Annotated in this window: 22 protein-coding genes; all 22 read right to left on the bottom strand. The window is 30.5% G+C overall.

Features of this window, described 5'->3' with window-relative positions; genetic code table 11:
* Position 1 precedes the first annotated feature (1 nt).
* The 22 genes from asnB to IRZ80_RS02680 all read right to left on the bottom strand — a co-directional run bounded on the left by asnB (position 2) and on the right by IRZ80_RS02680 (position 21052).
* Positions 2–1705: an asparagine synthase (glutamine-hydrolyzing) gene (asnB, locus tag IRZ80_RS02785; protein ID WP_194640034.1), complete on the bottom strand. Its 1704-nt coding sequence runs from the start codon at positions 1703–1705 to the stop codon at positions 2–4.
* The gene (locus tag IRZ80_RS02780) at positions 1706–2407 is read right to left on the bottom strand and encodes a cytidylyltransferase domain-containing protein (RefSeq protein WP_194640033.1); all 702 of its coding nucleotides are present in this window, start codon (positions 2405–2407) and stop codon (positions 1706–1708) included.
* Positions 2407–3564 (bottom strand): UDP-N-acetylglucosamine 2-epimerase, encoded by a 1158-nt coding sequence (gene neuC, locus IRZ80_RS02775; protein ID WP_194640175.1) that lies wholly within the window; start codon positions 3562–3564, stop codon positions 2407–2409. The genes IRZ80_RS02780 and neuC overlap by 1 nt, the downstream gene beginning before the upstream one ends.
* The gene (locus IRZ80_RS02770; protein ID WP_194640032.1) at positions 3561–4568 is read right to left on the bottom strand and encodes an N-acetylneuraminate synthase family protein; all 1008 of its coding nucleotides are present in this window, start codon (positions 4566–4568) and stop codon (positions 3561–3563) included. Before IRZ80_RS02770 ends, neuC begins: the two co-directional genes overlap by 4 nt.
* Before the next feature lies 1 nt (position 4569).
* The gene (locus tag IRZ80_RS02765; RefSeq protein ID WP_194640031.1) at positions 4570–5454 is read right to left on the bottom strand and encodes a glycosyltransferase family 2 protein; all 885 of its coding nucleotides are present in this window, start codon (positions 5452–5454) and stop codon (positions 4570–4572) included.
* 54 nt (positions 5455–5508) lie between these two features.
* Complete coding sequence (locus tag IRZ80_RS02760) at positions 5509–6759, bottom strand: UDP-glycosyltransferase (protein WP_194640030.1); 1251 nt, start codon at positions 6757–6759, stop codon at positions 5509–5511.
* Positions 6760–6761: 2 nt separating this feature from the next.
* Positions 6762–7364: an acyltransferase gene (locus IRZ80_RS02755; protein WP_194640029.1), complete on the bottom strand. Its 603-nt coding sequence runs from the start codon at positions 7362–7364 to the stop codon at positions 6762–6764.
* Positions 7361–8482 (bottom strand): non-hydrolyzing UDP-N-acetylglucosamine 2-epimerase, encoded by a 1122-nt coding sequence (gene wecB, locus IRZ80_RS02750; protein ID WP_194640028.1) that lies wholly within the window; start codon positions 8480–8482, stop codon positions 7361–7363. Before wecB ends, IRZ80_RS02755 begins: the two co-directional genes overlap by 4 nt.
* Positions 8482–9414: a glycosyltransferase family 2 protein gene (locus IRZ80_RS02745; protein ID WP_194640027.1), complete on the bottom strand. Its 933-nt coding sequence runs from the start codon at positions 9412–9414 to the stop codon at positions 8482–8484. Before IRZ80_RS02745 ends, wecB begins: the two co-directional genes overlap by 1 nt.
* The gene (locus IRZ80_RS02740) at positions 9411–10247 is read right to left on the bottom strand and encodes a glycosyltransferase family 2 protein (RefSeq protein ID WP_194640026.1); all 837 of its coding nucleotides are present in this window, start codon (positions 10245–10247) and stop codon (positions 9411–9413) included. The genes IRZ80_RS02745 and IRZ80_RS02740 overlap by 4 nt, the downstream gene beginning before the upstream one ends.
* Entirely contained in the window at positions 10247–11416 is a 1170-nt protein-coding gene (locus IRZ80_RS02735; RefSeq protein ID WP_194640025.1) for a glycosyltransferase, read from the bottom strand. Before IRZ80_RS02735 ends, IRZ80_RS02740 begins: the two co-directional genes overlap by 1 nt.
* A 286-nt stretch (positions 11417–11702) precedes the next feature.
* Complete coding sequence (locus IRZ80_RS02730) at positions 11703–12533, bottom strand: glycosyltransferase family 2 protein (RefSeq protein WP_194640024.1); 831 nt, start codon at positions 12531–12533, stop codon at positions 11703–11705.
* Positions 12534–12573: 40 nt separating this feature from the next.
* Positions 12574–13395, bottom strand: a complete 822-nt coding sequence (locus IRZ80_RS02725) for a DUF5672 family protein (RefSeq protein WP_194640023.1) — start codon at positions 13393–13395, stop codon at positions 12574–12576.
* Positions 13388–14383 (bottom strand): glycosyl transferase, encoded by a 996-nt coding sequence (locus IRZ80_RS02720; protein ID WP_194640022.1) that lies wholly within the window; start codon positions 14381–14383, stop codon positions 13388–13390. Before IRZ80_RS02720 ends, IRZ80_RS02725 begins: the two co-directional genes overlap by 8 nt.
* A 1-nt stretch (position 14384) precedes the next feature.
* On the bottom strand, positions 14385–14993 hold the full coding sequence (locus tag IRZ80_RS02715) for an acyltransferase (RefSeq protein WP_194640021.1): 609 nt from the start codon (positions 14991–14993) through the stop codon (positions 14385–14387).
* A 156-nt stretch (positions 14994–15149) separates the two neighbouring features.
* Entirely contained in the window at positions 15150–16289 is a 1140-nt protein-coding gene (locus IRZ80_RS02710; protein ID WP_194640020.1) for an acyltransferase family protein, read from the bottom strand.
* 17 nt (positions 16290–16306) lie between these two features.
* Positions 16307–17440 carry a dTDP-4-amino-4,6-dideoxygalactose transaminase gene (rffA, locus tag IRZ80_RS02705; RefSeq protein WP_194640019.1) on the bottom strand — a complete coding sequence of 378 codons (1134 nt, stop codon included), beginning with the start codon at positions 17438–17440 and terminating at the stop codon, positions 16307–16309.
* Positions 17441–17443: 3 nt separating this feature from the next.
* Positions 17444–18451 carry a ketoacyl-ACP synthase III gene (locus tag IRZ80_RS02700; protein ID WP_194640018.1) on the bottom strand — a complete coding sequence of 336 codons (1008 nt, stop codon included), beginning with the start codon at positions 18449–18451 and terminating at the stop codon, positions 17444–17446.
* 1 nt (position 18452) lies between these two features.
* The gene (locus tag IRZ80_RS02695) at positions 18453–19202 is read right to left on the bottom strand and encodes an SDR family NAD(P)-dependent oxidoreductase (protein ID WP_194640017.1); all 750 of its coding nucleotides are present in this window, start codon (positions 19200–19202) and stop codon (positions 18453–18455) included.
* 2 nt (positions 19203–19204) lie between these two features.
* Positions 19205–20263, bottom strand: coding sequence for a 3-oxoacyl-ACP synthase III family protein (locus IRZ80_RS02690; protein ID WP_194640016.1), 1059 nt, complete (start codon positions 20261–20263; stop codon positions 19205–19207).
* A gap of 9 nt (positions 20264–20272) precedes the next feature.
* On the bottom strand, positions 20273–20818 hold the full coding sequence (locus IRZ80_RS02685) for a GNAT family N-acetyltransferase (protein ID WP_194640015.1): 546 nt from the start codon (positions 20816–20818) through the stop codon (positions 20273–20275).
* A complete protein-coding gene (locus IRZ80_RS02680) occupies positions 20819–21052 on the bottom strand; it encodes an acyl carrier protein (protein ID WP_194640014.1) in 234 nt (77 codons plus the stop codon). It abuts the gene before it with no gap.
* Positions 21053–21056 lie beyond the last annotated feature (4 nt).

Genomic DNA, 21056 nt, shown 5'->3' with positions numbered 1-21056 from the left:
ATTATAATACTACACTGTTTACCCACTGCCAAAGGTAAAAACTATTATCTTGATTCCCATTACAATATGCTTTCCAAATAGCACTCACCTGCTTCCCATCTACAAAATCAATTTTAGAAAACTGCTCTATTTTTTCAGAAAAATAAGGTCTCAATTCTTGCGCAATCCATTCTCTTTGTGGCGTTTGCAATGCTCTTTTAGGAGCCAGTGCAACAGTATCTCCTAAATGCTCTTTTACTAAATTTCGCAATAGCCATTTAGTTTGTCCATTATGTATTTTCATTGCAGCACTTAGAGCAAAAGCTAATTCTACTAATCGATAATCTAAAAAAGGTTCGCGCAGCTCTGTGCTATGCATCATACTGATTCTATCATTAAATCGTAACGCTCTTGGGATTTTTGTATAAAACAAATCGCGATATTGTAGATTTTGCAAATCATTGTCAAAAGGTCTTCTGTACACTTCTTTATCAGCCAAATCTCTAAATTCAGGCAATAACACTTCTGGTCGCACTGGACTTGCTGTAACTCCCTGAATGACACTATTACTTTTATTGTGGTAATAATCATATCCAGCCCAAGCCTCATCCATCCCCTGTCCATCAAGGATTACCTTAATCCCTTTTTGCCTTGCCGATTGAAATAATAAACTGTAGGCCAATGTTGGAAATCCGCCGAAAGGCTCATCTTGATAATAGCTCACTTTTTTAATCAATTCAGGAATGTCCGCATGATTTAAAAGTACTTTATGAAGTACATAAGGTGTTGATTGCATCAACTCATTTACCCAAGGCAATTCATCATAATTTTTATTATTAGAATAAAACGTAAAGGCTTCAATATTTTTTTGAGAAGGCAGATTCCGATGAACTAAATTTATTAAAGTGGAAGAATCCAAACCACCGCTGACATTCATTCCCAAAGGAACATCTGCCCTAAAACGGAGTTGAATTGCTTCTTCCAACAAACCTTCATAACGTTCTTTTAAGGCTGACTTTGGCAGTTGCTGCATCTTTGAGATCCGTTCCGGGAAATCATACCACATCTGAGGTTGAAGATTATTGCAATTGAGGTTATCAGAAAATTTTATTTCAAAAAAATGCCCCGCTTTTAATTGGTGAATATCCTCATAAAAAGTTTCATCTGGCAATCCATAGGTACCAAAACTAAAATAATTGGCCCAAACTTTTTGATTTTTATTTTTTGGAATTCCTGCTTCAAAAAGTGTTTTTATTTCACTCGAAAAATAAAACTGCTTTTCAAAAAAAGTATAATAAAATGGCTTTACGCCAAATCGGTCTCGGGCGGCAAAAAGAGTATTTTCTTTTTTATTCCAAATGGCAAAACTGAACATTCCATTTAGTTTCTCTAACATTTTAGAATTCCATTGAATATACGCTGCCAATAAAACCTCAGTATCAGAAGTCGTTGAAAAAAAATAAGATGTCAATTCTTTTTTGAGCTCTACATAATTATAGATTTCGCCATTAAAAACAATGATATAATTTCCACAATTACTTATCATCGGCTGGTTAGCACTTTCGGACAAATCAATAATGCTCAATCGATTGTGACCAAAAACTACTTTGTCATTATTCCAAAAACTCATGGCATCAGGGCCTCGATGTTTTTGCGCTTCGAGCATCAATTGAATAGTTGAAACATTTTTAGGATTGGCTCCTAAAATACCTGCAATACCACACATCTAGATTAAAGATAAAATGGTTGGTAATTTTTGTTCCGCCTGTATCCAATCTTCCATCGTATCAATATTGACGTATAAATAGGGATTACTTTCTATATAACTTAATTTTTCGCCATAGAAAGTTCCTTTTTTTATGGATGCTAATTTGGTTAAATAAATAGCGCCATCTCTAAAAAAAGCTTGAGGCAATTCTTGTCTTCTCTTAATAATTTCTTTATCTCCAGTAGCAATTTGTAACATTCCACTTGTATCCGCTTGAAAAATCCAATGTGGATTGTATTCATGGGGAACTGGCAAAACGGAAACCAAGGCATCTGAATCAGTAGAAGAAAACTTTGAAATTGCTTTAGTTATAAATCCCTTTTCACGAAATGGTGAGGTAGGCTGTAGTAAACAAACAGCATCAAAAAATTCATTTTTAGATGCTAAAAAACCTATGGTATGCTGAACAACATCAATACTCGAAGCTGTATCATTTGCCAATTCAGAGGGTCTAATAAATGGAACTTCAGCACCAAAATCTATTGCTATTTGGGCAATGGCTTCATCGTCTGTAGAAACAATAATCTTTGCAAATGAGTTACTAGCAATCGCTTGTTCTATAGAATAAGCGATTAAAGGTTTACCGCCTAATAACTTGCTATTTTTACCAGGAACTCCTTTACTACCCCCACGGGCTGGAATAATTGCTAAAACTCTCATTAATACATTATCGTTTTATGAAACTGCAAAGGTATTTTATTTAATAAATCTGCTATAGTTGCTCCTGCATTGCCACCTCCATATACAGCCGAAGTTTCAGATTTCCCGTTTTTTATAATACTATTAATCGCTTCAATTATTTCATCTTTATTGTAATCTACATCCACTACATTATTTCCTCGATCCCGTTTATTTTGTCTTGAACCAATATTAACAACCGGAACACCCAGATAGGCACATTCTCTGATGCCTACACTTGAATTTCCTATTAGTGCTTTAGCATTATGCAATAAAACTAGAAAATCATCTCCTTCCATATTTTTGAAAAAATGCACATTTTCCAATTTGTGATGCTCCCGAAAAGCCCTTATTCCAGTTGAAGTTCCATCTGCACCCGCATCAACATTGGGCCAAAACCATAAGGTAGGCATATTCAATTCTTTTACCGCTTCAAGTGTTTCTTCGATATGTTTTCTTGAATCTTGATATTCGGTGGTAACGGGATGCTGCATAACAACCAAATAGCCACTAGACAAATCAGGTGCTGCGCCAACCCCTCCATATTTTTGATACGGATTAAAATTCAATCCTTTAATTTTACTGATTTCTAAAGCAATATCTATAGACGGACATCCTGTATTAAAAACAAAATCAGGATTTTCTCCCAATCTAATAACTCTTTCCCTGGCATTTTCTGAAGCTGTAAAATGATAATCAGCCAGCTTAGTAATGGCATGACGCACTTTTTCATCAATATTTCCGGTAACTTCTCCACCTTGAATATGTGCTAAAGGAATGTTCATGTATGAAGCCGCAATAGCGGTTGCCATAGTTTCAAACCGATCAGCAACGGTAACTACAATATCAGGTTTTAGGTTATCAAATACTGTAGATAATTCTAAAATACCGATTCCGGTTGTTTTGGCAGCAGCTGTCAAATTTTCCCCCTCCAAGACATTAAATACCTTAGCAGCAATAACGAAACCATCTTTCTCAATGTAATTCACGGCTGATCCGTATCGATCTAGTAAGGCAGATGCTGCAATGATTAATTGCAATTCTAAATCAGGATGCTGATCAATTGCGGACAAAACCGTTTTTACGCGGCTGTATGAGGGGCGCGCTGTAATTACTACTGCTATTTTTCGTTTGCTCATTGTATATCTTCTTCCTTTAGAAAATCCCATTTATTTTTGCCAAAAGTAAGCTTTTTGCCAATAACTGCTTTAAATTTTGATGCCTCAATTCCAAATCCTTTTGGTTTTTTTGCTTCTAAATCATCAAAAGTGATAGTGTGATTTTTGGGTAAATCTTTATTGACAGCTAGTGACTTTTCGAATATTTGTTTGAGTTCCACAAAACTTTTGTTTGAATTTTTATCTATAGGATGTTGTATTGCGTTCTTAATATTGCGAACAGCAATAACTAAATCTCTAGTTTCAGAAATCGTAATTGAAGATTTAGAATCAGGTCCAAAAATTTGTCTATCAAAGACAACATGAAACTCCAATATTACTGCTCCCAAGGCAGTCGCAGCAATACAAGTTTCTATTCGTGCTGAATGATCCGAAAATCCTATCGGAACATTATACCTTTCTTTTAGTTCTTGAATCACATTCAAACCGTATTGTTCTGGTTGAGTAGGATAAGCAGTCGTACATTGCAAAATAGAAAAATCAACATTCCTTTCTTTCAAAAAAGCTACTGTCTGGTCTAATTCTTTATAAGAACTCATTCCTGAAGACAGAATTACTGGCTTTTTAGTCTGAGCAATTTTTTCTAAAATCAAAAAATTATTTACTTCACCAGAACCTATTTTGTATCGCGTTACTCCTATTTCTTCCAGCCAATCTACAGCCAAATTGCTAAAAGGAGAACAAATAAAATCGAGACCTAAACTTTCACAATGTTGTTTAATCCCTTTCCATTGTTCTAAAGAAAAACCCATACGATTCCAATAATCGAATCTGGTTTTGTCTTCTAGTGAAAACTTTACACGAAAAGGTTCATGTTCGCTACTTTCGGCTTCAGCAATGTGCATTTGAAACTTGATCGCATCAACGCCTGTTTGAGCAATAGCATCGATGTAGGAATATAAAATTCCTAAACTACCTTCGTGGGCTTGGCCTATTTCGGCTATGATATAAGGGTTTGATTTCATATTAAAATTTTAAAGACGACAAACTTCTCATTTTAGTTATCACAGCTTTATCAATAGGATTGCGATGTTGCAGAACTCTAGGAATATTAACTAGTACAATTAATACCGATTTAAAATATATTCTAAAACACACCCAATCAGTCAAAGCATACTTTTTAAAATTATGCCAATACAATTTTAAAATATTCAAAAGTGGAGACGGATAATAAACCAAAAAATAATAAGTGGAATTTTTTAGCTGTTTGCCAAATCTAAAATAATTCTGTTTATTCAATTTTCGTTGTACTTTATTTACCCTATGATTTATTTTGATTTCATTAGTATACAAAATATCATATCCTTTACTCATCACTTCTATCGAAAGGCATGATTCTTCTCCATAAATATCAATCCAAACTGGAAATCCATTTGTTATACCATACACTGCCTTTCGAATAGCAAATCCACAGCCAATAAATTCGGAACATAAAAACTCATTCTTAGTCCCTTCAGCTTGTGATAATGCTTCTTCATCTGAAGCAAAAATACCTTTAATTTCCTCGAAAGCAAAAATACCAACATTAGGATTTTCCTTAAACAGATTTTCAATTTTAGAAATAAAATCTATGTTTAATGGATGTGCATCATCATCTAAACCAATTAAGATTTCCGATTTGGCAAGCGGATAAATTTTATGCCTAGCTGCCGACGCTCCGATAGACTTTTCAGAAACAAAAAACCTAACCCATTTTAATTCGTCAATAAGATTTTTAGAACTATCTATACAGCCATCTAAAAAAACAAGAACCTCAACTTGGGTTCTATCAATTAAAGAGTCAATGATACCTAAAGTCTTGACTAAATCTTGTTTTCTGTTTTTTGATACAATGAGAATTGAGGCTTGCATTTTTTGTATTTTTAAACTAATAAATTTTATATCACTTTTTTTATAAAATTTATTTTAATTGATTATTTCCAAACCTTTAATTATTTCACTCAAATAATCAGCAGACAAATATTCGACTAAATCCTTTCTATTCAACAGTAAACTATCTGGGTCTTGTTTCCATAATTGATACAACGCAGTAATAACAATAGCTATTTTACCAACCTCATCTACCTCTGCCCAATACGGATAATTATTTCCTAATAATCTTCTAGTTTCACTATAATAGGGAGCCAAAGAAAATATTATTTTATTTGCCTCAATACAATGTGGGAATTTCCCAGGAAGAAATGGGCTAATCTCTGATTTTGATTCCAAAATTACATTCACAGATGCATTTTTTTGAAGATTATATACTGTATCGAAAGGAATATTCCCATTATAAATATAAATTTCAGGATTATCAATTTCATATTCCTTTAGCATGGAAGAGTGATACGACGCATTCCCTAATAAAATTAATTTAGACTCTTTTCGTGCTTCTGGATTTTGATTTAAGAACAACTTAAAACCTTCAATTAACCCCTCAGGAGAACGTTGTTTCATGAGATTTCCAGCATGCAGAATATTAAATTTTAAACTATCAAAATAATCAGGAAAATCAGTATTTTGAATTTCATATTTTGAATTTTGATGTGGTATGACAATGCCAGTTTTTAAAAAATTAGGCAAATAACTTCCCATCCATTCGTTTAATAACAAACTTGGAAAAGCACTATATTTAGCTTTTTCTGACACCTTCCTAAAGAAATCTTCTTTAAATTGATAGCCCGGCTCTACCCAATTATAGGGTCTAGGATAATAATGAAATGGATACGGATCATGGACATACGCCATCCATTTACTATGTAATTCAGGTAGTTTCAAAACAGCATAATGAGGCCTGAAACTCGCTCCTTTACTTAAAGTTAATACCAGATTAGATTGAAAATCACATTTTTTTAAAGCTCTTGCAATACTATTAGCATCATTAAAAAAAGTAAATGAAAAACCAAATAAACTTTCTAAGAATGGAGCAAGATTCACCTTCATATTTCGCTGTAAAACACGTTGCAATCGACTTAGGAAATACAAAGGACAATACTTAATTTCGGGAATAGAATAACAATCTACTCCTTCTAATTGAATATTTTTTCTGGTATAATGATATACTAAAACCTCAAAACCAGCAGTTGCTAAATTCTGAATCAATGCGACATTTACTTTTGAGCCACTACTATCCTCTATATTGATAGAATCTACAACGACTAGTACTTTTTTTATCATTTTTACCAATTAATTCTCCAATCTATAGCCTCCTTTACAATCAAAGCAGGATTACCTGCAATAATAGTTTCATTTGCTGTAAAGCTTCGTGTGACTACACTTCCCAAACCTATTAAATTTACACTTTCAATGACTACTCCTGGCGCAAAACTACAAGCTGAACCGACATAAACATTATCTTTTATTACAATAGATAAGTTTTTATTTCTAGTTTTTGTATGAATAGAACCGTGTGTCCAAAAATGGCTGTTTTTGCCAGCAATCCATGAATTATTACCTATTTGGATATCATTCCATAAATCAAAATGATGGTTGTTTATAATTCTAGAATTATTTCCGATAGAAAAATTGGCGTTTCCTTGAATCACGTTTCCAGAATGTATAGATGTGTTATCCCCAATAGATAATTCATTGCAGACTATTACATTTTTGCTGGCAATATAAACATTGTCTCCAATTGTTACTTTAGCACAATTAATTGTAGTTTTCCCGATTTTTACATTTTTCCCAATAGAATAATTAAAGATTTTTTTTAGCAAAAAAATCCTAAATAAATTAATAGGTATGTGTTTTATTATTCTTAAACCTATCGATTTTGCCCTCATCTAAAATAGTTTTGATTAATTGTTTTTAAATAATCAATAATAATTTTTGATGCATCTCCATCCCCATAGGGGTTTTTAGAATTTTCAAAGCCAGCAAAATTATCCAGAATATCTCGCATAGCAGCAATAATTTTATTTTTATCTGTCCCTGCTAAAATTGAAAATCCTGCATCTACTCCCTCTGGTCTTTCAGAAACCGTACGGGTAACCACAACCGGTTTTCCTAGTGATGGTGCTTCTTCCTGAATACCACCAGAATCTGTAATAATCATGAAAGATTGCAGCATCAGCCAAACAAAGGCAGGATAAGAGACTGGCGGGATCAAGTAAATATTTTGATGCGCAGATAACAAATCATAAACTACATCTTTTACATTTGGATTCAAATGCACTGGATAGACTATAGTAACATCATCCCGTTGGGCAATTTCTAATAATGCGTCACAAAGGTTTTTTATGCCTTGCCCAAAATTTTCCCGACGATGTCCTGTTACTAATACAATCTTTTTATCTATTGGAATGGTATTTTTTAATGCTGTTATTTCAGGATGTTTGTAATGTCCATTCCCAATTTTGTTAATTGTCCAAAACAAAGCATCGATCACCGTGTTTCCTGTTTCTATAATTTCACTTTGAGATATTCCCTCGTTTAATAAGTTTTTTGTAGCTTGCTTTGTTGGTGTAAAATGAATATCGGCAATTCGGCTGGAAATTTGGCGATTGACTTCTTCTGGAAATGGAGCTTCTTTATTATAGGTTCTCAAACCTGCTTCAACATGACCCACTTTTATACCCAAATGAAATGTGGCCAAAGCCGCCATAGAGGAAGTGGTTGTATCACCATGTACCAAAACCAAATCCGGCTTCTCTTGTGTTAAAACCGCATCCATATTCGACAGAATTTTGGCACTTAACCCATTTAAGGTTTGATTGGGTTGCATCAAATCGAGGTCATAATCTGGAACTATTTCGAAGAAATCTAAAACCTGATCCAGCATTTCACGGTGCTGTGCCGTCACACATATTTTTGCTTCAAAATCGTTTTGTTGCAATTCGTGATAAAGTACTGCCATTTTTATAGCTTCTGGACGGGTTCCAAAACAAAGGAGGATTTTCATTATATTTTTTTCAATACTTTTTTCTTAATTCTATAAACAAAAAGTCGCAAAGGTAAAGTTGTGTAAAAGAGTTGCCACTTTAATTTTTCAGAAGTAGGCAAATCGAAAATTTTTAAAATATTTTCAAATAAATTATACTCTTTAAAACCTCTTGAAAGAGTTACAAAATAACGTTTTAATGAAGTCGAAAGCAATTGTTTCTCTTTTAGATTTTGCACTACCAATAAAATAGCTTCTACATATGAATCTTTTCTAATCGAATTATTGCTGTAAAACTCTCCTGTATTTGAGTTAGGATGTTTACGTCCAAAAAACAGACACTTTTCTATAGATACTCCTTTAAAACCCGCAGACAATATTCTAGAATACAATTCCCACTCTTCAGCATACATTAAATTTTCGCTAAATCGATTTTCTTTAAGGCACGCTGACTTCCACATTACAGCACAAGAATTAAAAGGAAGTTCATTTTTTAACATTCTATCAATATCTTTTTCATCTATATAAAAAGAGCTATATTCTTTCGAAAAATCAAAATTATAGTCGAAATTTTCAAAAAAAACATTTCTTATATAACGGCAAAAATAAACATCAGTATCCTCCAACTCTTGTACACATAATTCTAAATTTTGTGGATGCACAATATCATCATCATCAAAAAAAATAATATAATTTCCTTTGGCTAGATCCAAACCGAAATTACGGCAACCTGGTAATCCTTTTGCATAGTCATTAGGACGTTTTAAAAATTGAAAACGACTTTCTTTTTCTAAAATTGGAGCTATAACACATTTTGTATTATCTGTTCCGCCATCATCAATAATTAGACATTCCCAATTGGAATATGTTTGGGCTGAAATAGAATTTAAGGTTTCCTTAATAAAGTGGGCTCTATTATAGGTTGCCATGATTATTGATACCATAGGATTCATATAAATAGAGATTTTATAAAACGAATTGGATTTAAAATTGCTTTTCCAATTCTAAACTCAAGCCGCAAGGCATTCTTAATCTTTTCTTTTTCTTCTCTTTCAATCCGAGCTAATAAATGAAATATAAAGTTTTCGTAATGATCTATATATAAGTCTTTATGTTTTAAATAAATGCCTTTCAATAAAGTATATTTAACTTTATTTGCTTTTGTTGTAGTTGAATTTGTTTTTATTCGATAATTAAAGAGCACCTCTGGTATTACATAAGCAGTGCCCTTTTCTTTTAATAAACGAATATAAAACTCCCAATCTTCAAAACCATTCGTCATTTTCTCTTCATAACCGAAAACTTTTTGCCAATCAGATTTTCGAAACATTGCACTTCCCATTGCACAATTAGTTATTAAAAAAGCGTCTATACTTCCTCCTTTGGGTTTGAATACATCCATCTTTTTTTTATCAAAAATTCTATTTGTAAAACAGGTTATTATTTTAATCAAATCATTGCTTGAAAATAATGCTACAGCCTTTTCGCAAAAAGTTGGTTCAAAAAAATCATCACTATCCAAGACTAAAATATACTCTCCACTAGCCTCTCGAATACCAACATTCCTGGCAGTACTTTGTCCTTTATTTTCTTGCGTAACCACCTTCGTGATTTTAGGTTCAATTCTTTTTAAAACTTCTTTAGTCTTACTATTTGACCCATCATCAACAATTATAACTTCTTTATAAGCATACGTTTGATTTAAAGCAGAATCGACTGCTTGTTCAACGTATTGCCAATCATTGTAGCATGGGATTATTATAGATACTAGCGAATTGAGCTCCATTACTGAAAAATTTTATTTAAAATAAGTTGAAGATTTTCCACATAACTTTCAACATTGTATCTCTTTATTCGCTCCAAATTATTATTAGACTCTCTAACGTATAAAAGTTTTGAAGTTAATATTTTTTCCATAGCCTCATAAATTTCTTCTTCATTATTATTAACTAATAGTGTAGAATCTTTTAATAAATCAACACAGCCAGGGTGATTAGAACAAATTACAGGTAAGCCATATAACATATATTCCATAACAACATTAGGTGTTCCCTCAATTAAAGACAGTAAAACACCAACATCAAGAATATTCAAAACATCTGTAATATCTTCATTACTTAGTAAAGTGACATTTGATTCTAAATCTGTTTCAATAATATCTTTTTTCAAATCATTATAAATACTCAAAGTATTTTCATCATTATCTTTATTTCCGATAAGAATGAGATGAGTTAGTGGATATTTTTTATTAAATTTTTCAAATACTTTTAATAAAAGACCATGATATTTAAAGCTTTTAAAGTGTGCAATCATGCCAAAAACAAACTTGTCAGATTGTATACTGAATCTTTTTATAATAGTACTTTTATCTCTATGTTCTTTTTCTAAACTTAAATATTGAGGTAATAGATTTAACTTGTGATTTTTTACTTTGTAATCATTTTTAAACATATCCAGACAATTACTGGCATTTCCAATAATACATGGCACATTATTAACTGCAATACTCTCAAAAACATCATATTTTAGTATGTCCAAACCAAGCTGATGCCAAAATGTATATTTAGCTGTTGGTAATACTTTATATAAATAATAGGCTACTTTAGATGGTGTATTTTGAAACGGTATAATGGCATCATATTTACATTTAATCAATCCTTTTCTTAGCTTTAATAAATACTGCAAAGACCACTTTAGTCTTTTGAGATTTTTTATTGTAAATTCTCGTTTTAAAAAAATATATGGGGTGCCAAAAAAGTAAATTTTATTAATACTTGATAGTGCTAATTCAACCTTAAACTCTTCTGACTGTACATTAGAAGAAACAAAAAGAATATCAAATGTACAGTTTCTTTTTTCAGTAAGAAATTTAGCTAACCCAAACGCTTGTCGCTCTGCTCCTCCCAAGTTACCTCCTTGAAAAACCAATAAAATATTTTTGTTTTTTAACTCCATTAATATATCAAAGTCTTTTTAATAGAAATTTTAATCTTTTTAGGTTTTTATCGAAAATTCTTTGGGGAAATAAATATAAAATGTACCAAAAAACAATATTTTATCAATGCCACAGCTTGCTGCAAACGTATTAAATTCTGCGGTTGTTTCATCTGAAAAAGTTAATAACAAATCTACTTTGCAATTATAGTCTGTTATATTTTGCCAGCCCCATAGCTTGCCGCTCGGCTCCGCCAAGAGCACCAGCATGAAGGATTAACAAGATTTTTTTGCCGTGTAAAATCATTTAATCGATGATGTCTTTTAGTTTCTTTTTGGAGAACAAGCTAATATAAATTCTAAAAAAAATAGATACTATTTTTTTTCCTATTGTTGTTTTTTCTATTTCAAACAACATTTTAATGCGGTTAGTTTTGAGTATTTTTCGATGGTTTTGCAACTCTTTATAATCAAGCACAAAGCCGCCGAAGTAGTCTTGCAATACTTGGTTTCTTTCTGGATAATAATTGGTATACGAGCTAATTCCGTCGAGATAAAAAGTCGAAATAAGTTGGTTTATTTTCATATAACTGCAATTGTGTTTGTACAATGCCAAGATAAAAAATTTCCAATCGGAAACAATTTTTAAATTTTCATCGTAGAAACCAACAATATCAAACAATTGCTTTTTTATAAAAGTAGCAGGATGTGGTAAGGATTCAAAATACAAATCTGAAAATCGTAATTTGTCAGACATTGAAAATATTCTAGATTCTTTTTCACCAATAACCTGCATATCAAAACAAACCAAATCATATTGATCCAAATAAGAATTACTGTTTTCTAAAACAATTTCATCATATAAGTGATCTCCACTATTCAAAAACAACAAATAGTCTCCAGTTGATTTTTTAATACCTTTGTTCATCGCATTATAAATCCCTAAATCTTTCTCACTAACGCAATAATCAAAATTATCTTTATGTTTTTCTAAATATTCAGCACTACCATCAGTAGACCCTCCATCAATAATAATATATTCAAATTTTTTCCAAGTTTGATTTACAACACTCTCTATGGTTCTTTTCAAGCCTTCGAGGTTGTTGTAATTGATGGTTATAATAGATAACTTTTGCACTTGTTTATTTTTAAATATAAATTTTAAATTATTCTTTTAGCTAAGCATTAATTTTATAACCAAAATTTTCGATAAAAGGTTTCCAAAATTCAAAATCATATCTCCACCAAGCATGACACCCCATCGGTAAGGCGTTTTTATTTATTTGATATAAATATTTAGGCTTAACTTCAAAACCAAATGGTATCGCCTCTTCAATAGATGCTATTTTAAAGGTTTTTATTTTCTTGGCAATAATGTGACTAATGAATCCATCTTCATTTCTATGGACTGAGCGTTGAATAGTATGGTTTTCTCCAAAATAAATTTTTAAATAATTAAATAGTGTAAACAATTTATATACTATTTTATTTTTCGTACCAAAAGGGTGATATGCTGCTTCGTGTATATAAACTTTTTTAACAGCTCTTTGCATTGATTTTATATTTCGTAGTGAAAAACCCGAATTTCCTACTCCTAGAAATTCGTCTGTAGGTTTGTCATAACCTACAAACCAAGGTGAGCCAATATAATCATAGCCTTTATCACACCAAAATATAAGCTCATCCTTAAAAACAAAAGCATCTAATTCATAGGTAAGAAGGAACTGATAGTCATCAAACAATTTATAAAAAAATTGGCTCAGTTTAAGTTTATTATATTTTTCGATAGATGACTGCCAAATAGGATCAATAAAGATAGCCTCAAAAATTGGAATTACTGTATTATATTTTTCTAAATTTAATCCACGTGGGGATAGTATTCTAATATCATGCCCCCCCAATATTTTAAAACATTGCTGAAATGAAATTAATTCCAATTTACTTGGATTTTCTGTATGTATTGGGATTACAACTACAACTTTATTATGAGACTTAGCCATACATTAAAACTTTTATAGCTTTTTTAATTCTACGATTTATTTTTAATAATAATGTTTTTTTGCTTTTCTTTTTTACCTCTACAGAAACTATTGATTTAGGATAATAAAAAACATTTAACTCAGCTATTGTAATCACATTATTATTTAGAAGCTTTTGTCTATAGTCCTCAAATAAAGATACCAAGTCTGGTCTGCTTTTAAAATCAAATCTCGTTTGATAGGAACATATTTGTTCAGGTTTATTAAATTTATAACTACTGAAATGAAAAAAACGAAGAAAATATTCTTCATTTACAAAGTATTTTTCTTTTTTTATTGAAAGTTTTCTTTCATGTAGATTCCAGTTAGCCATGTTGTACCCTGGATGCTTCAAAATAAAATAATTATCATAAAAGGCAGGCACATAATTAATCCATACTTGATCGTAAAACATACTTTTTGAAAAATTACAAAAACCATATTTTACTACTCTTGCACCCCACCAATCTAGAAAATCTTTGACTCTTTCATAATCACTTAATGCTATAAATCCCAAGTTAAAAACTCCACCTCTTAGTGTATGATAATCTGTAGGAGCATATTCATCATCAATAGGTTCGCAGATATGAGGTGTTATTACAATATTTTTTTTATCCAAAATATCAAAAACCTCATCAAAATGACTCGTAATTAGGATATCTGGATCAATATATAATAATTTTGCTACTTCAAATTTTTTAAAGATGTAATGAAAATAAAATGGCTTAACGGCTGTATTTAGTTCTACAATGTTATATTTTTCATTTAATTCTTCAAAGCATGAGATTTCTAATTCTTCAACGGGAATCATTAAAAAGTTAGAAAACATACTATAATCAAAAGTGGCATCAATTTTATCGACTAACCCAATAATGAATTTTGTATCTGGATGGTACTCCAAAAAAGAATCTCCTAATGTTTTAGCATGAGCTAAATAATTATTAGAGCAAATAGTAAATGCTATTTTCATTTTATTTAATAATCTTAATTACTGTAGCAGGAACTCCAGCCACAACACAATTGGGAGGGATATCTTTGGTGACTACAGCATTAGTTGCTATTATACTATTTTTACCAATAGTAACATTAGGCATTATAGCTACACCTTCACCAATCCATACATTTTCTTCTATAATAACAGACCCTTTTGAAATTAAAGGTCTATCCTTTGGTGCTAATTTCAACATTTCAATTGTAGGTTCTCCATGATGATGATCTGTAATATAAATTCTACTGGCAAATAAACAATTATCACCAATCTCTATATAATTTATACAGCCAATATGGATATCTGTATTAAATATAACATTCTTACCAATTTTGATACTTGGTGTGAAATTATCGTCCCCATAATTCTCCCAAGCTTCTATTCTAAATCTTTCGCCTGCAATAAAATTATCTCCTATTTCTATATATTGAGGATTCATAATTGTATAATCTTTACCAATAGTAAACCCTTTTCCCGTTTTTTTGAATTGAGAAATAATATTTTGATCCCTTTGATGCTCCTTCTTTTTTTGATACAATTCAAATTGTTTAAAAAGATAATTCAAAACTTTATTCTTTATTTTTCTTAACATCGTTTTAATTTAGAAAATAATCAATCAACATATTTTAGCCATATATAAACATCTAGTAATAAAATCTATCAATCCGTAAATCTATAAACTTTCATAGATACTTATTTACATAACCTAGCCACTTATTACTATTCTTTATCTTTAAAAAAAACAATATTAAAGATTGGCATTATCACCACTTATTATTTTTGAAAACTTTATTTTTTTTCCAATAAAATAACTTTCAAAATATTTATACGAAAATCCAGCTATTACAATTGTAACAAGTGCTATTAAAATATATTGAATTTCAAAATTTACGATTCTCAATGTTTCAAGGATTTTTAATGTAAGCACGATGGCTATTGGATGGTACATATATAATCCATAAGATATTTTACCTAAGTAATGAAATAGTTTGTTTTCTAATTTTAAAAGAGAATGTTCATTAGATGCCAAATTGAGTATCATAACACCAAAGAATATAGCATAAAATTCAAAATGTATATAAGGAATTTGAATCCCTTTTGTAATTAAAACAGCTAATAAAATATATGTAATGATTTGTGTATATTTTGAAAACAAAATCTTGAGCATTTTATCTTTGTTAAATAAATAAACAGCAAATAATCCTCCTATTGCCATACAATCAATACTAAAACTATTGAAAAATGATTTAACAGTTTCCATATAAGCATTCCAAAATATAAACTTTTGAATGAATCTAAAACCAAACCATTTAATAACTAAGTAACCAAAGACAATTGTGTACAGGAGTATTTTTTTGTTTTTTACATTTTTCATTAAAATTGGCCAAATCAAATAAAATTGTTCTTCAACACCTACTGACCACGTTTGACTTGCATATGGTACAGGACTGAATAAAATCAAGGCTAAATTAGGAAGAAAGAGAATAAACATAATTAATTTCAGAGCTACGTTGTCAAATATATGTCCAGACAATTCCTCTATATTAAAAAATGAAACTCGAGAAAATAAAAAAAAACTTAATCCAACAATTAAATAATATAAAGGCCATATGCGTAAAATTCTCCGCATATAAAATGATTTGACTCTAATGGTTTTAGTTTGATTTTCTTCAACCAATAAAAGATACGTTATCAAGAATCCACTTAGAACAAAAAACAATATTACTCCCAATGGACCGATTAGCTTAACGAATGGATTGTCCCATTTACTATTTAATCCTAATAAATTTTTAATTTGTTCTGTATGGTGAATAATAACCAAGAGAGCCGCTAAAAATCGAATCCCGTTTAAGTTCGGGAAATATACATTTATTATGACTTTGTTCATCCTTGTGTAATTGATTACTATTTTTCCAAAAAACAATTGACAATAGCATCAATCTCCGTTTCACTCAGCTCATAATACATTGGCAAACGTAATAAGGTATCAGTAAATTTATCTGAATTTGGTAATACCCTACCATCATGTTTTAAAGAATAATATGGACTTGAATGCAATGAAATATAATGAAAAACAGATAAAATATCTTGCTTTTTAAATCTTTCAATATATTTTGTTCTCTCCTCCAAAGTAGCAAATTGGATATAAAACATATGCCCATTATTAGTCGCATAATCAGGAATTTGAGGCATTTTTATGCCACATAAATTCGCTAAAGGATTTAATTGTTGGTAATAATATTCCCAGAGTAACTTACGCTTTTTTTGTATAATATCTAAATTTTCAAGTTGACCCCAAAGAAATGCAGCAATAACCTCAGAAGGTAGAAAACTAGAACCAATATCCACCCAGCCATACTTGTCGATTTCACCTCTGAAAAATTGTGTCCGATTAGTACCTTTTTCCCAAATAATTTCCGCTCTGTCTGTAAATCGTTCATCATTAATAACAATCATGCCGCCTTCTCCGGAAATTATATTTTTAGTTTCGTGAAAAGAGAAAGCTGCTAAATGTCCGATAGAACCTAAAGCTTTTTTTATTCCATCTTTACCAATATAAAAACTATCAATAGCTTGTGCCGCATCTTCAATTACCAAAAGATGGTATTTATTCGCTAATTCCATTATTTTATCCATATCACAGGCAACTCCCGCATAATGTACTGGTACTATTGCTTTAGTTTTTGAAGTAATCAATACTTCTATACTATCTAAATCTATATTAGGATTGTCCGAATAAGAATCAGCAAAAACAATTTTTGCTCCTTGTCTAACAAAAGCCAATGCCGTAGAAACAAATGTATAACTAGGTATGATTACCTCATCGCCTTCTTTAATATCTGCAAGTATTGCTGCCATTTCTAACGCATCTGTGCAAGACGTTGTAAGCAAACATCTTCCAAAACCATATTTTTGTTCAAAAAACTGATGGCACAATTGGGTATATTTACCATTACCTGATATTTTACCAGATTTCACTGCTTCTTCAATATACTTTAATTCGCTGCCAATTAAAAATGGTTTATTAAATGGAATCATTTATTAAATTACTTTTATTATTGTTCCTCCCCAAGAATATCCCACACCAAATCCAGCCAACAAAATATTACTACTTTTCTTCAATAATTTTTCATTTTGTGCATGATATAAAGCTATAGGAATGGTAGAAGAAACTGTGTTTCCACAATTATCAATATGTATGTAAAATTTTTCGTTTTCAATTTTACATTTTTTTCTTAAACTTTCTAGCATAAACATGTTGGCTTGATGTAAAACAAATAAATTAATATTTTCTTTTAACAGATTGTTTTTCTGAATAGTATTATCTATTAATTTAGGTACTGAAGCTAATGTAAATGAAAAAATTTCTGAACCATTCATAAATAAATAGTCATCAGAAAGATAATTCCCAAATTCGTCTTGAATAGCTTCATTGTTGTTTTTCAAATTTCTCATTGCTCCATTTTTTACAATAAGATTATTTGCTCCTTTTCCGTCTGTTCCATATTCAAAATTACCAATTTCTGCAAAACCATCTTCTGAAGAAATTAAAGTAGCAGCTGCAGCATCTCCAAAAATAGTTTTATTACTTTTATCCTGTGGATGAATAAATTTACTGTAAGTCTCTGAAGTTATAAAAAGAATATTATTGGCTTGACCAGAAAAAATAAGACCTTTTGCTAATCCTAAACCATACATATAACCAGAACACCCCAAGTTCATATCAAAAGCACCAATACTAGTTTTTAAACCTAATTTTTCTTGTATAACACAAGCAGTAGTTGGCAAAAAATAATCTGGACTTTGAGTACATAAAATCAGGTAATCTATAGATAATTTATCAATATTGTGCTCTTCAAATAGTTTTTCAGCAGCTTTTATTGCCATATCACCAGAAGTTTCATCCGTTGCAGCAATATATCTAGAACTAATTCCTGTTTTTTTTGCAATTTTATCAATACTCCATTCAGGGAAACTTTTTTCTATAATAAAATTATTTAACTCAAATTGAGGCAAATAATAAGAAATAGCTTTTATATATGATTTCATATTAATACGATATTGTCTTTCCTCCATCTAATAGAATATTACTTCCAGTAGTCCAAGAGGAAGCATCTGACAATAAGTAAATCACTGCATAAGCTATTTCTTCTGGGGTACCATACCTTTTAAGAGGATATTTTTGTCTATCCAAATCTAATTGTTCTTGTGTAACATCACTTTTTTCCATAATTGAAGTTTCAACCATTGCAGCCATGACTCCATTAAATCTTATTTTTTTGGAAGCATACTCTAAGGCAAGTCCTTTAATCAAACCATTTAATGCAGCTTTTGAAGCAGAATAAATTGAGCCTCCAACATACGAAGAAATAATACCTGAAGTCGAATTAATAAAAACAATAGATCCTTCTTTATTAATTTTTTTTTGCTTTAATAATCGTTGTGTTAATAAAGTTGGAATCTTAAAATTAATGTCCATCATATGATTTAATTGTTCTTCTTTGAGAAAATTAAATAATACATGACCAGAAATCCCTGCAGAATGTACAATACCGTCTATTACATCTATACGATTTAAAAAATTTTCAAAATCATTTTCATTGGTTAAATCAGCTTGAATCATTATATGATCTCCTTTTTCCAGCTCATTAAAAGTCAAAGTTAATCGCTCTAAATTACGTCCTGTAATAATAATTTTTGCCCCCATTTTAGAGCACTCTACAGCACTCGCTTTTCCTATTCCAGAAGATGCTCCAGTAATTAAAATTGTTTTATTTTCGAGAGAAAATGGATTGTTCATCTTTAAATTTCTATTAAATCAAGTACTGTTAATTTTTCTGTTGTGAAATAACAACTCCCCCATGACAAACCTACACCAAAACCACACAGCAAAAGTTTATTTTTACCATTTCTCAATTGATTTTTCAGTTCCGTTACCATTGTAACTGGAATTGACGCAGAACTAGTATTTCCAAATTTATCTAACGAATAAGGTACCTTCTCCTTTTCTAATTTCAATTTTTTGCGAATCATTTCATTCATCATTTTATTAGCTTGATGAAAAATGGCAAAATCAATTTCTTTATTTGAAATTTTTGCAAAATCACATAATTCTCTAAAGGTTTTCGGCGCCTGATTTATTCCAAAACCAAAAACATCCATTCCGTCTAGAACTAGCTCGCACTGATTTCTTTTAATTCCATCGCCGTGATCGACAACATGCAAAGAGTTTGCATTGAATGGATTTCTAGAACCTCCATCATTAACAATTATAGCTTTATAACCTGAGCCATCACATCCTAAGTTAAATTGCATTTCTGAATCATTTTCTTTTCTTTTTAAAACTACTGCAGATGCTGCATCTCCAAAAAGTAATGCTGTGCTTTTATCTTCCGGATTAACAATTTTACTTATTGTATCTCCACAAATAAGTAAACCTTTTTTAAAAGCTGGATTTTGCATAAAAGAAGCTAAAGTACTTAATCCATATATAAACCCCGAGCAACCTAAAGACAAATCAAATGCTATACAGTTCTTTGACAATCCTAGTTTATTTTGTAATTGAGGAGCTGTATTAGGAATATTTAAATAATCAGGGGTTTGAGAAACAAAAATTAAAACATCAATATCTTTCTTGTCAATATCCATTTCTAAAATTAATTTTTGCGCAGCTTCAAATCCTAAATCAGAACTTGTTGTAGATTTATCAGCAATCCTAAATTCTGAAACACCTGTTGTTGTGGTAAATTTTCCGATATCCTCTTTAGAAAAAAAAAGATTCTCTAAATTCACTTTTCTTGTTTTGGGTACAGCAACAGCAAGTCCTGATAAAACTACATTTTTAATTTTAAAATTAGCCATACAATTATCCTAATTACTTTCTAAATATTTTATAAGTCTAACTATCTTTTTATTAGCGTAAAAATCTTCTTTTTTTAAAATCAATTCAAAACTAATAAAATCATTATCAGTATCTTTAATTTGAAAACCCATTTGTTGATTATATGCTAAAACCCTTTTATTGTTTTTTAACACGTGACTTATCAAAGTATTTAATTTTAATGTTTCAAAAGCAAATATAATTATAGATAAAGAAGCTCGCATAGATATATCACCTTCCCAAAAATATTTACTTTTCTGGTAAGCTCCCGGTTCCCCAATTCCTATCTCAAAATCTATATCTTTAATATTATAAACACCAAAAGGAATTTCATTTTGATATGCGATATAATAATAATTGGTATATTTATCTAATTGTTTAAACCAAGTTTTTTGTTGCTCCGGATTTATAATTTCCTGATATTGCATAAAAAGACGAACATCATCAGAATTTCTCCAAATTCTCACCATTTCTAAATGCTCTTCTGATAAAGCTTTAAAAGTAATTCCAAATTTAGTAAACTCAGAAAGGTTCATTTATTTCATACTTATTTTATCAAAAAGATCTTTTACTGTTACAGATGTTCTGATATCATCTCCTGAAAGTTTTACATCATATTCTTCATCTACCATTGCTATAACTGTCAATGCAATTAAAGAACTCCATTCCTCTAAATCTCTAAATTTTGTTTCCGGACTAATGCTACCTGCTTCAACCTCATCTAACAATAATTCGAAATCTTTAACAAATTTTGAAATTTCTATATTCATTATA

The organism is Flavobacterium sp. HJJ, from assembly GCF_015351475.1.
In the GTDB taxonomy this organism is placed as follows: Bacteria; Bacteroidota; Bacteroidia; order Flavobacteriales; family Flavobacteriaceae; genus Flavobacterium; species Flavobacterium marginilacus.
Note: the sequence above shows the minus strand (reverse complement) of the source record. Positions and strands in the feature narration are given on the sequence as shown.

Excerpts from the sequence above, each read along its gene's own strand:
- asnB (WP_194640034.1), bottom strand. The coding sequence starts at position 1,705 with ATGTGTGGTATTGCAGGTATTTTAGGAGCCAATCCTAAAAATGTTTCA.
- IRZ80_RS02780 (WP_194640033.1), bottom strand. The coding sequence starts at position 2,407 with ATGAGAGTTTTAGCAATTATTCCAGCCCGTGGGGGTAGTAAAGGAGTT.
- neuC (WP_194640175.1), bottom strand. The coding sequence starts at position 3,564 with ATGAGCAAACGAAAAATAGCAGTAGTAATTACAGCGCGCCCCTCATAC.
- IRZ80_RS02770 (WP_194640032.1), bottom strand. The coding sequence starts at position 4,568 with ATGAAATCAAACCCTTATATCATAGCCGAAATAGGCCAAGCCCACGAA.
- IRZ80_RS02765 (WP_194640031.1), bottom strand. The coding sequence starts at position 5,454 with ATGCAAGCCTCAATTCTCATTGTATCAAAAAACAGAAAACAAGATTTA.
- IRZ80_RS02760 (WP_194640030.1), bottom strand. The coding sequence starts at position 6,759 with ATGATAAAAAAAGTACTAGTCGTTGTAGATTCTATCAATATAGAGGAT.
- IRZ80_RS02755 (WP_194640029.1), bottom strand. The coding sequence starts at position 7,364 with ATGAGGGCAAAATCGATAGGTTTAAGAATAATAAAACACATACCTATT.
- wecB (WP_194640028.1), bottom strand. The coding sequence starts at position 8,482 with ATGAAAATCCTCCTTTGTTTTGGAACCCGTCCAGAAGCTATAAAAATG.
- IRZ80_RS02745 (WP_194640027.1), bottom strand. The coding sequence starts at position 9,414 with ATGAATCCTATGGTATCAATAATCATGGCAACCTATAATAGAGCCCAC.
- IRZ80_RS02740 (WP_194640026.1), bottom strand. The coding sequence starts at position 10,247 with ATGGAGCTCAATTCGCTAGTATCTATAATAATCCCATGCTACAATGAT.
- IRZ80_RS02735 (WP_194640025.1), bottom strand. The coding sequence starts at position 11,416 with ATGGAGTTAAAAAACAAAAATATTTTATTGGTTTTTCAAGGAGGTAAC.
- IRZ80_RS02725 (WP_194640023.1), bottom strand. The coding sequence starts at position 13,395 with ATGGCTAAGTCTCATAATAAAGTTGTAGTTGTAATCCCAATACATACA.
- IRZ80_RS02720 (WP_194640022.1), bottom strand. The coding sequence starts at position 14,383 with ATGAAAATAGCATTTACTATTTGCTCTAATAATTATTTAGCTCATGCT.
- IRZ80_RS02715 (WP_194640021.1), bottom strand. The coding sequence starts at position 14,993 with ATGTTAAGAAAAATAAAGAATAAAGTTTTGAATTATCTTTTTAAACAA.
- IRZ80_RS02710 (WP_194640020.1), bottom strand. The coding sequence starts at position 16,289 with ATGAACAAAGTCATAATAAATGTATATTTCCCGAACTTAAACGGGATT.
- rffA (WP_194640019.1), bottom strand. The coding sequence starts at position 17,440 with ATGATTCCATTTAATAAACCATTTTTAATTGGCAGCGAATTAAAGTAT.
- IRZ80_RS02700 (WP_194640018.1), bottom strand. The coding sequence starts at position 18,451 with ATGAAATCATATATAAAAGCTATTTCTTATTATTTGCCTCAATTTGAG.
- IRZ80_RS02695 (WP_194640017.1), bottom strand. The coding sequence starts at position 19,202 with ATGAACAATCCATTTTCTCTCGAAAATAAAACAATTTTAATTACTGGA.
- IRZ80_RS02690 (WP_194640016.1), bottom strand. The coding sequence starts at position 20,263 with ATGGCTAATTTTAAAATTAAAAATGTAGTTTTATCAGGACTTGCTGTT.
- IRZ80_RS02685 (WP_194640015.1), bottom strand. The coding sequence starts at position 20,818 with ATGAACCTTTCTGAGTTTACTAAATTTGGAATTACTTTTAAAGCTTTA.
- IRZ80_RS02680 (WP_194640014.1), bottom strand. The coding sequence starts at position 21,052 with ATGAATATAGAAATTTCAAAATTTGTTAAAGATTTCGAATTATTGTTA.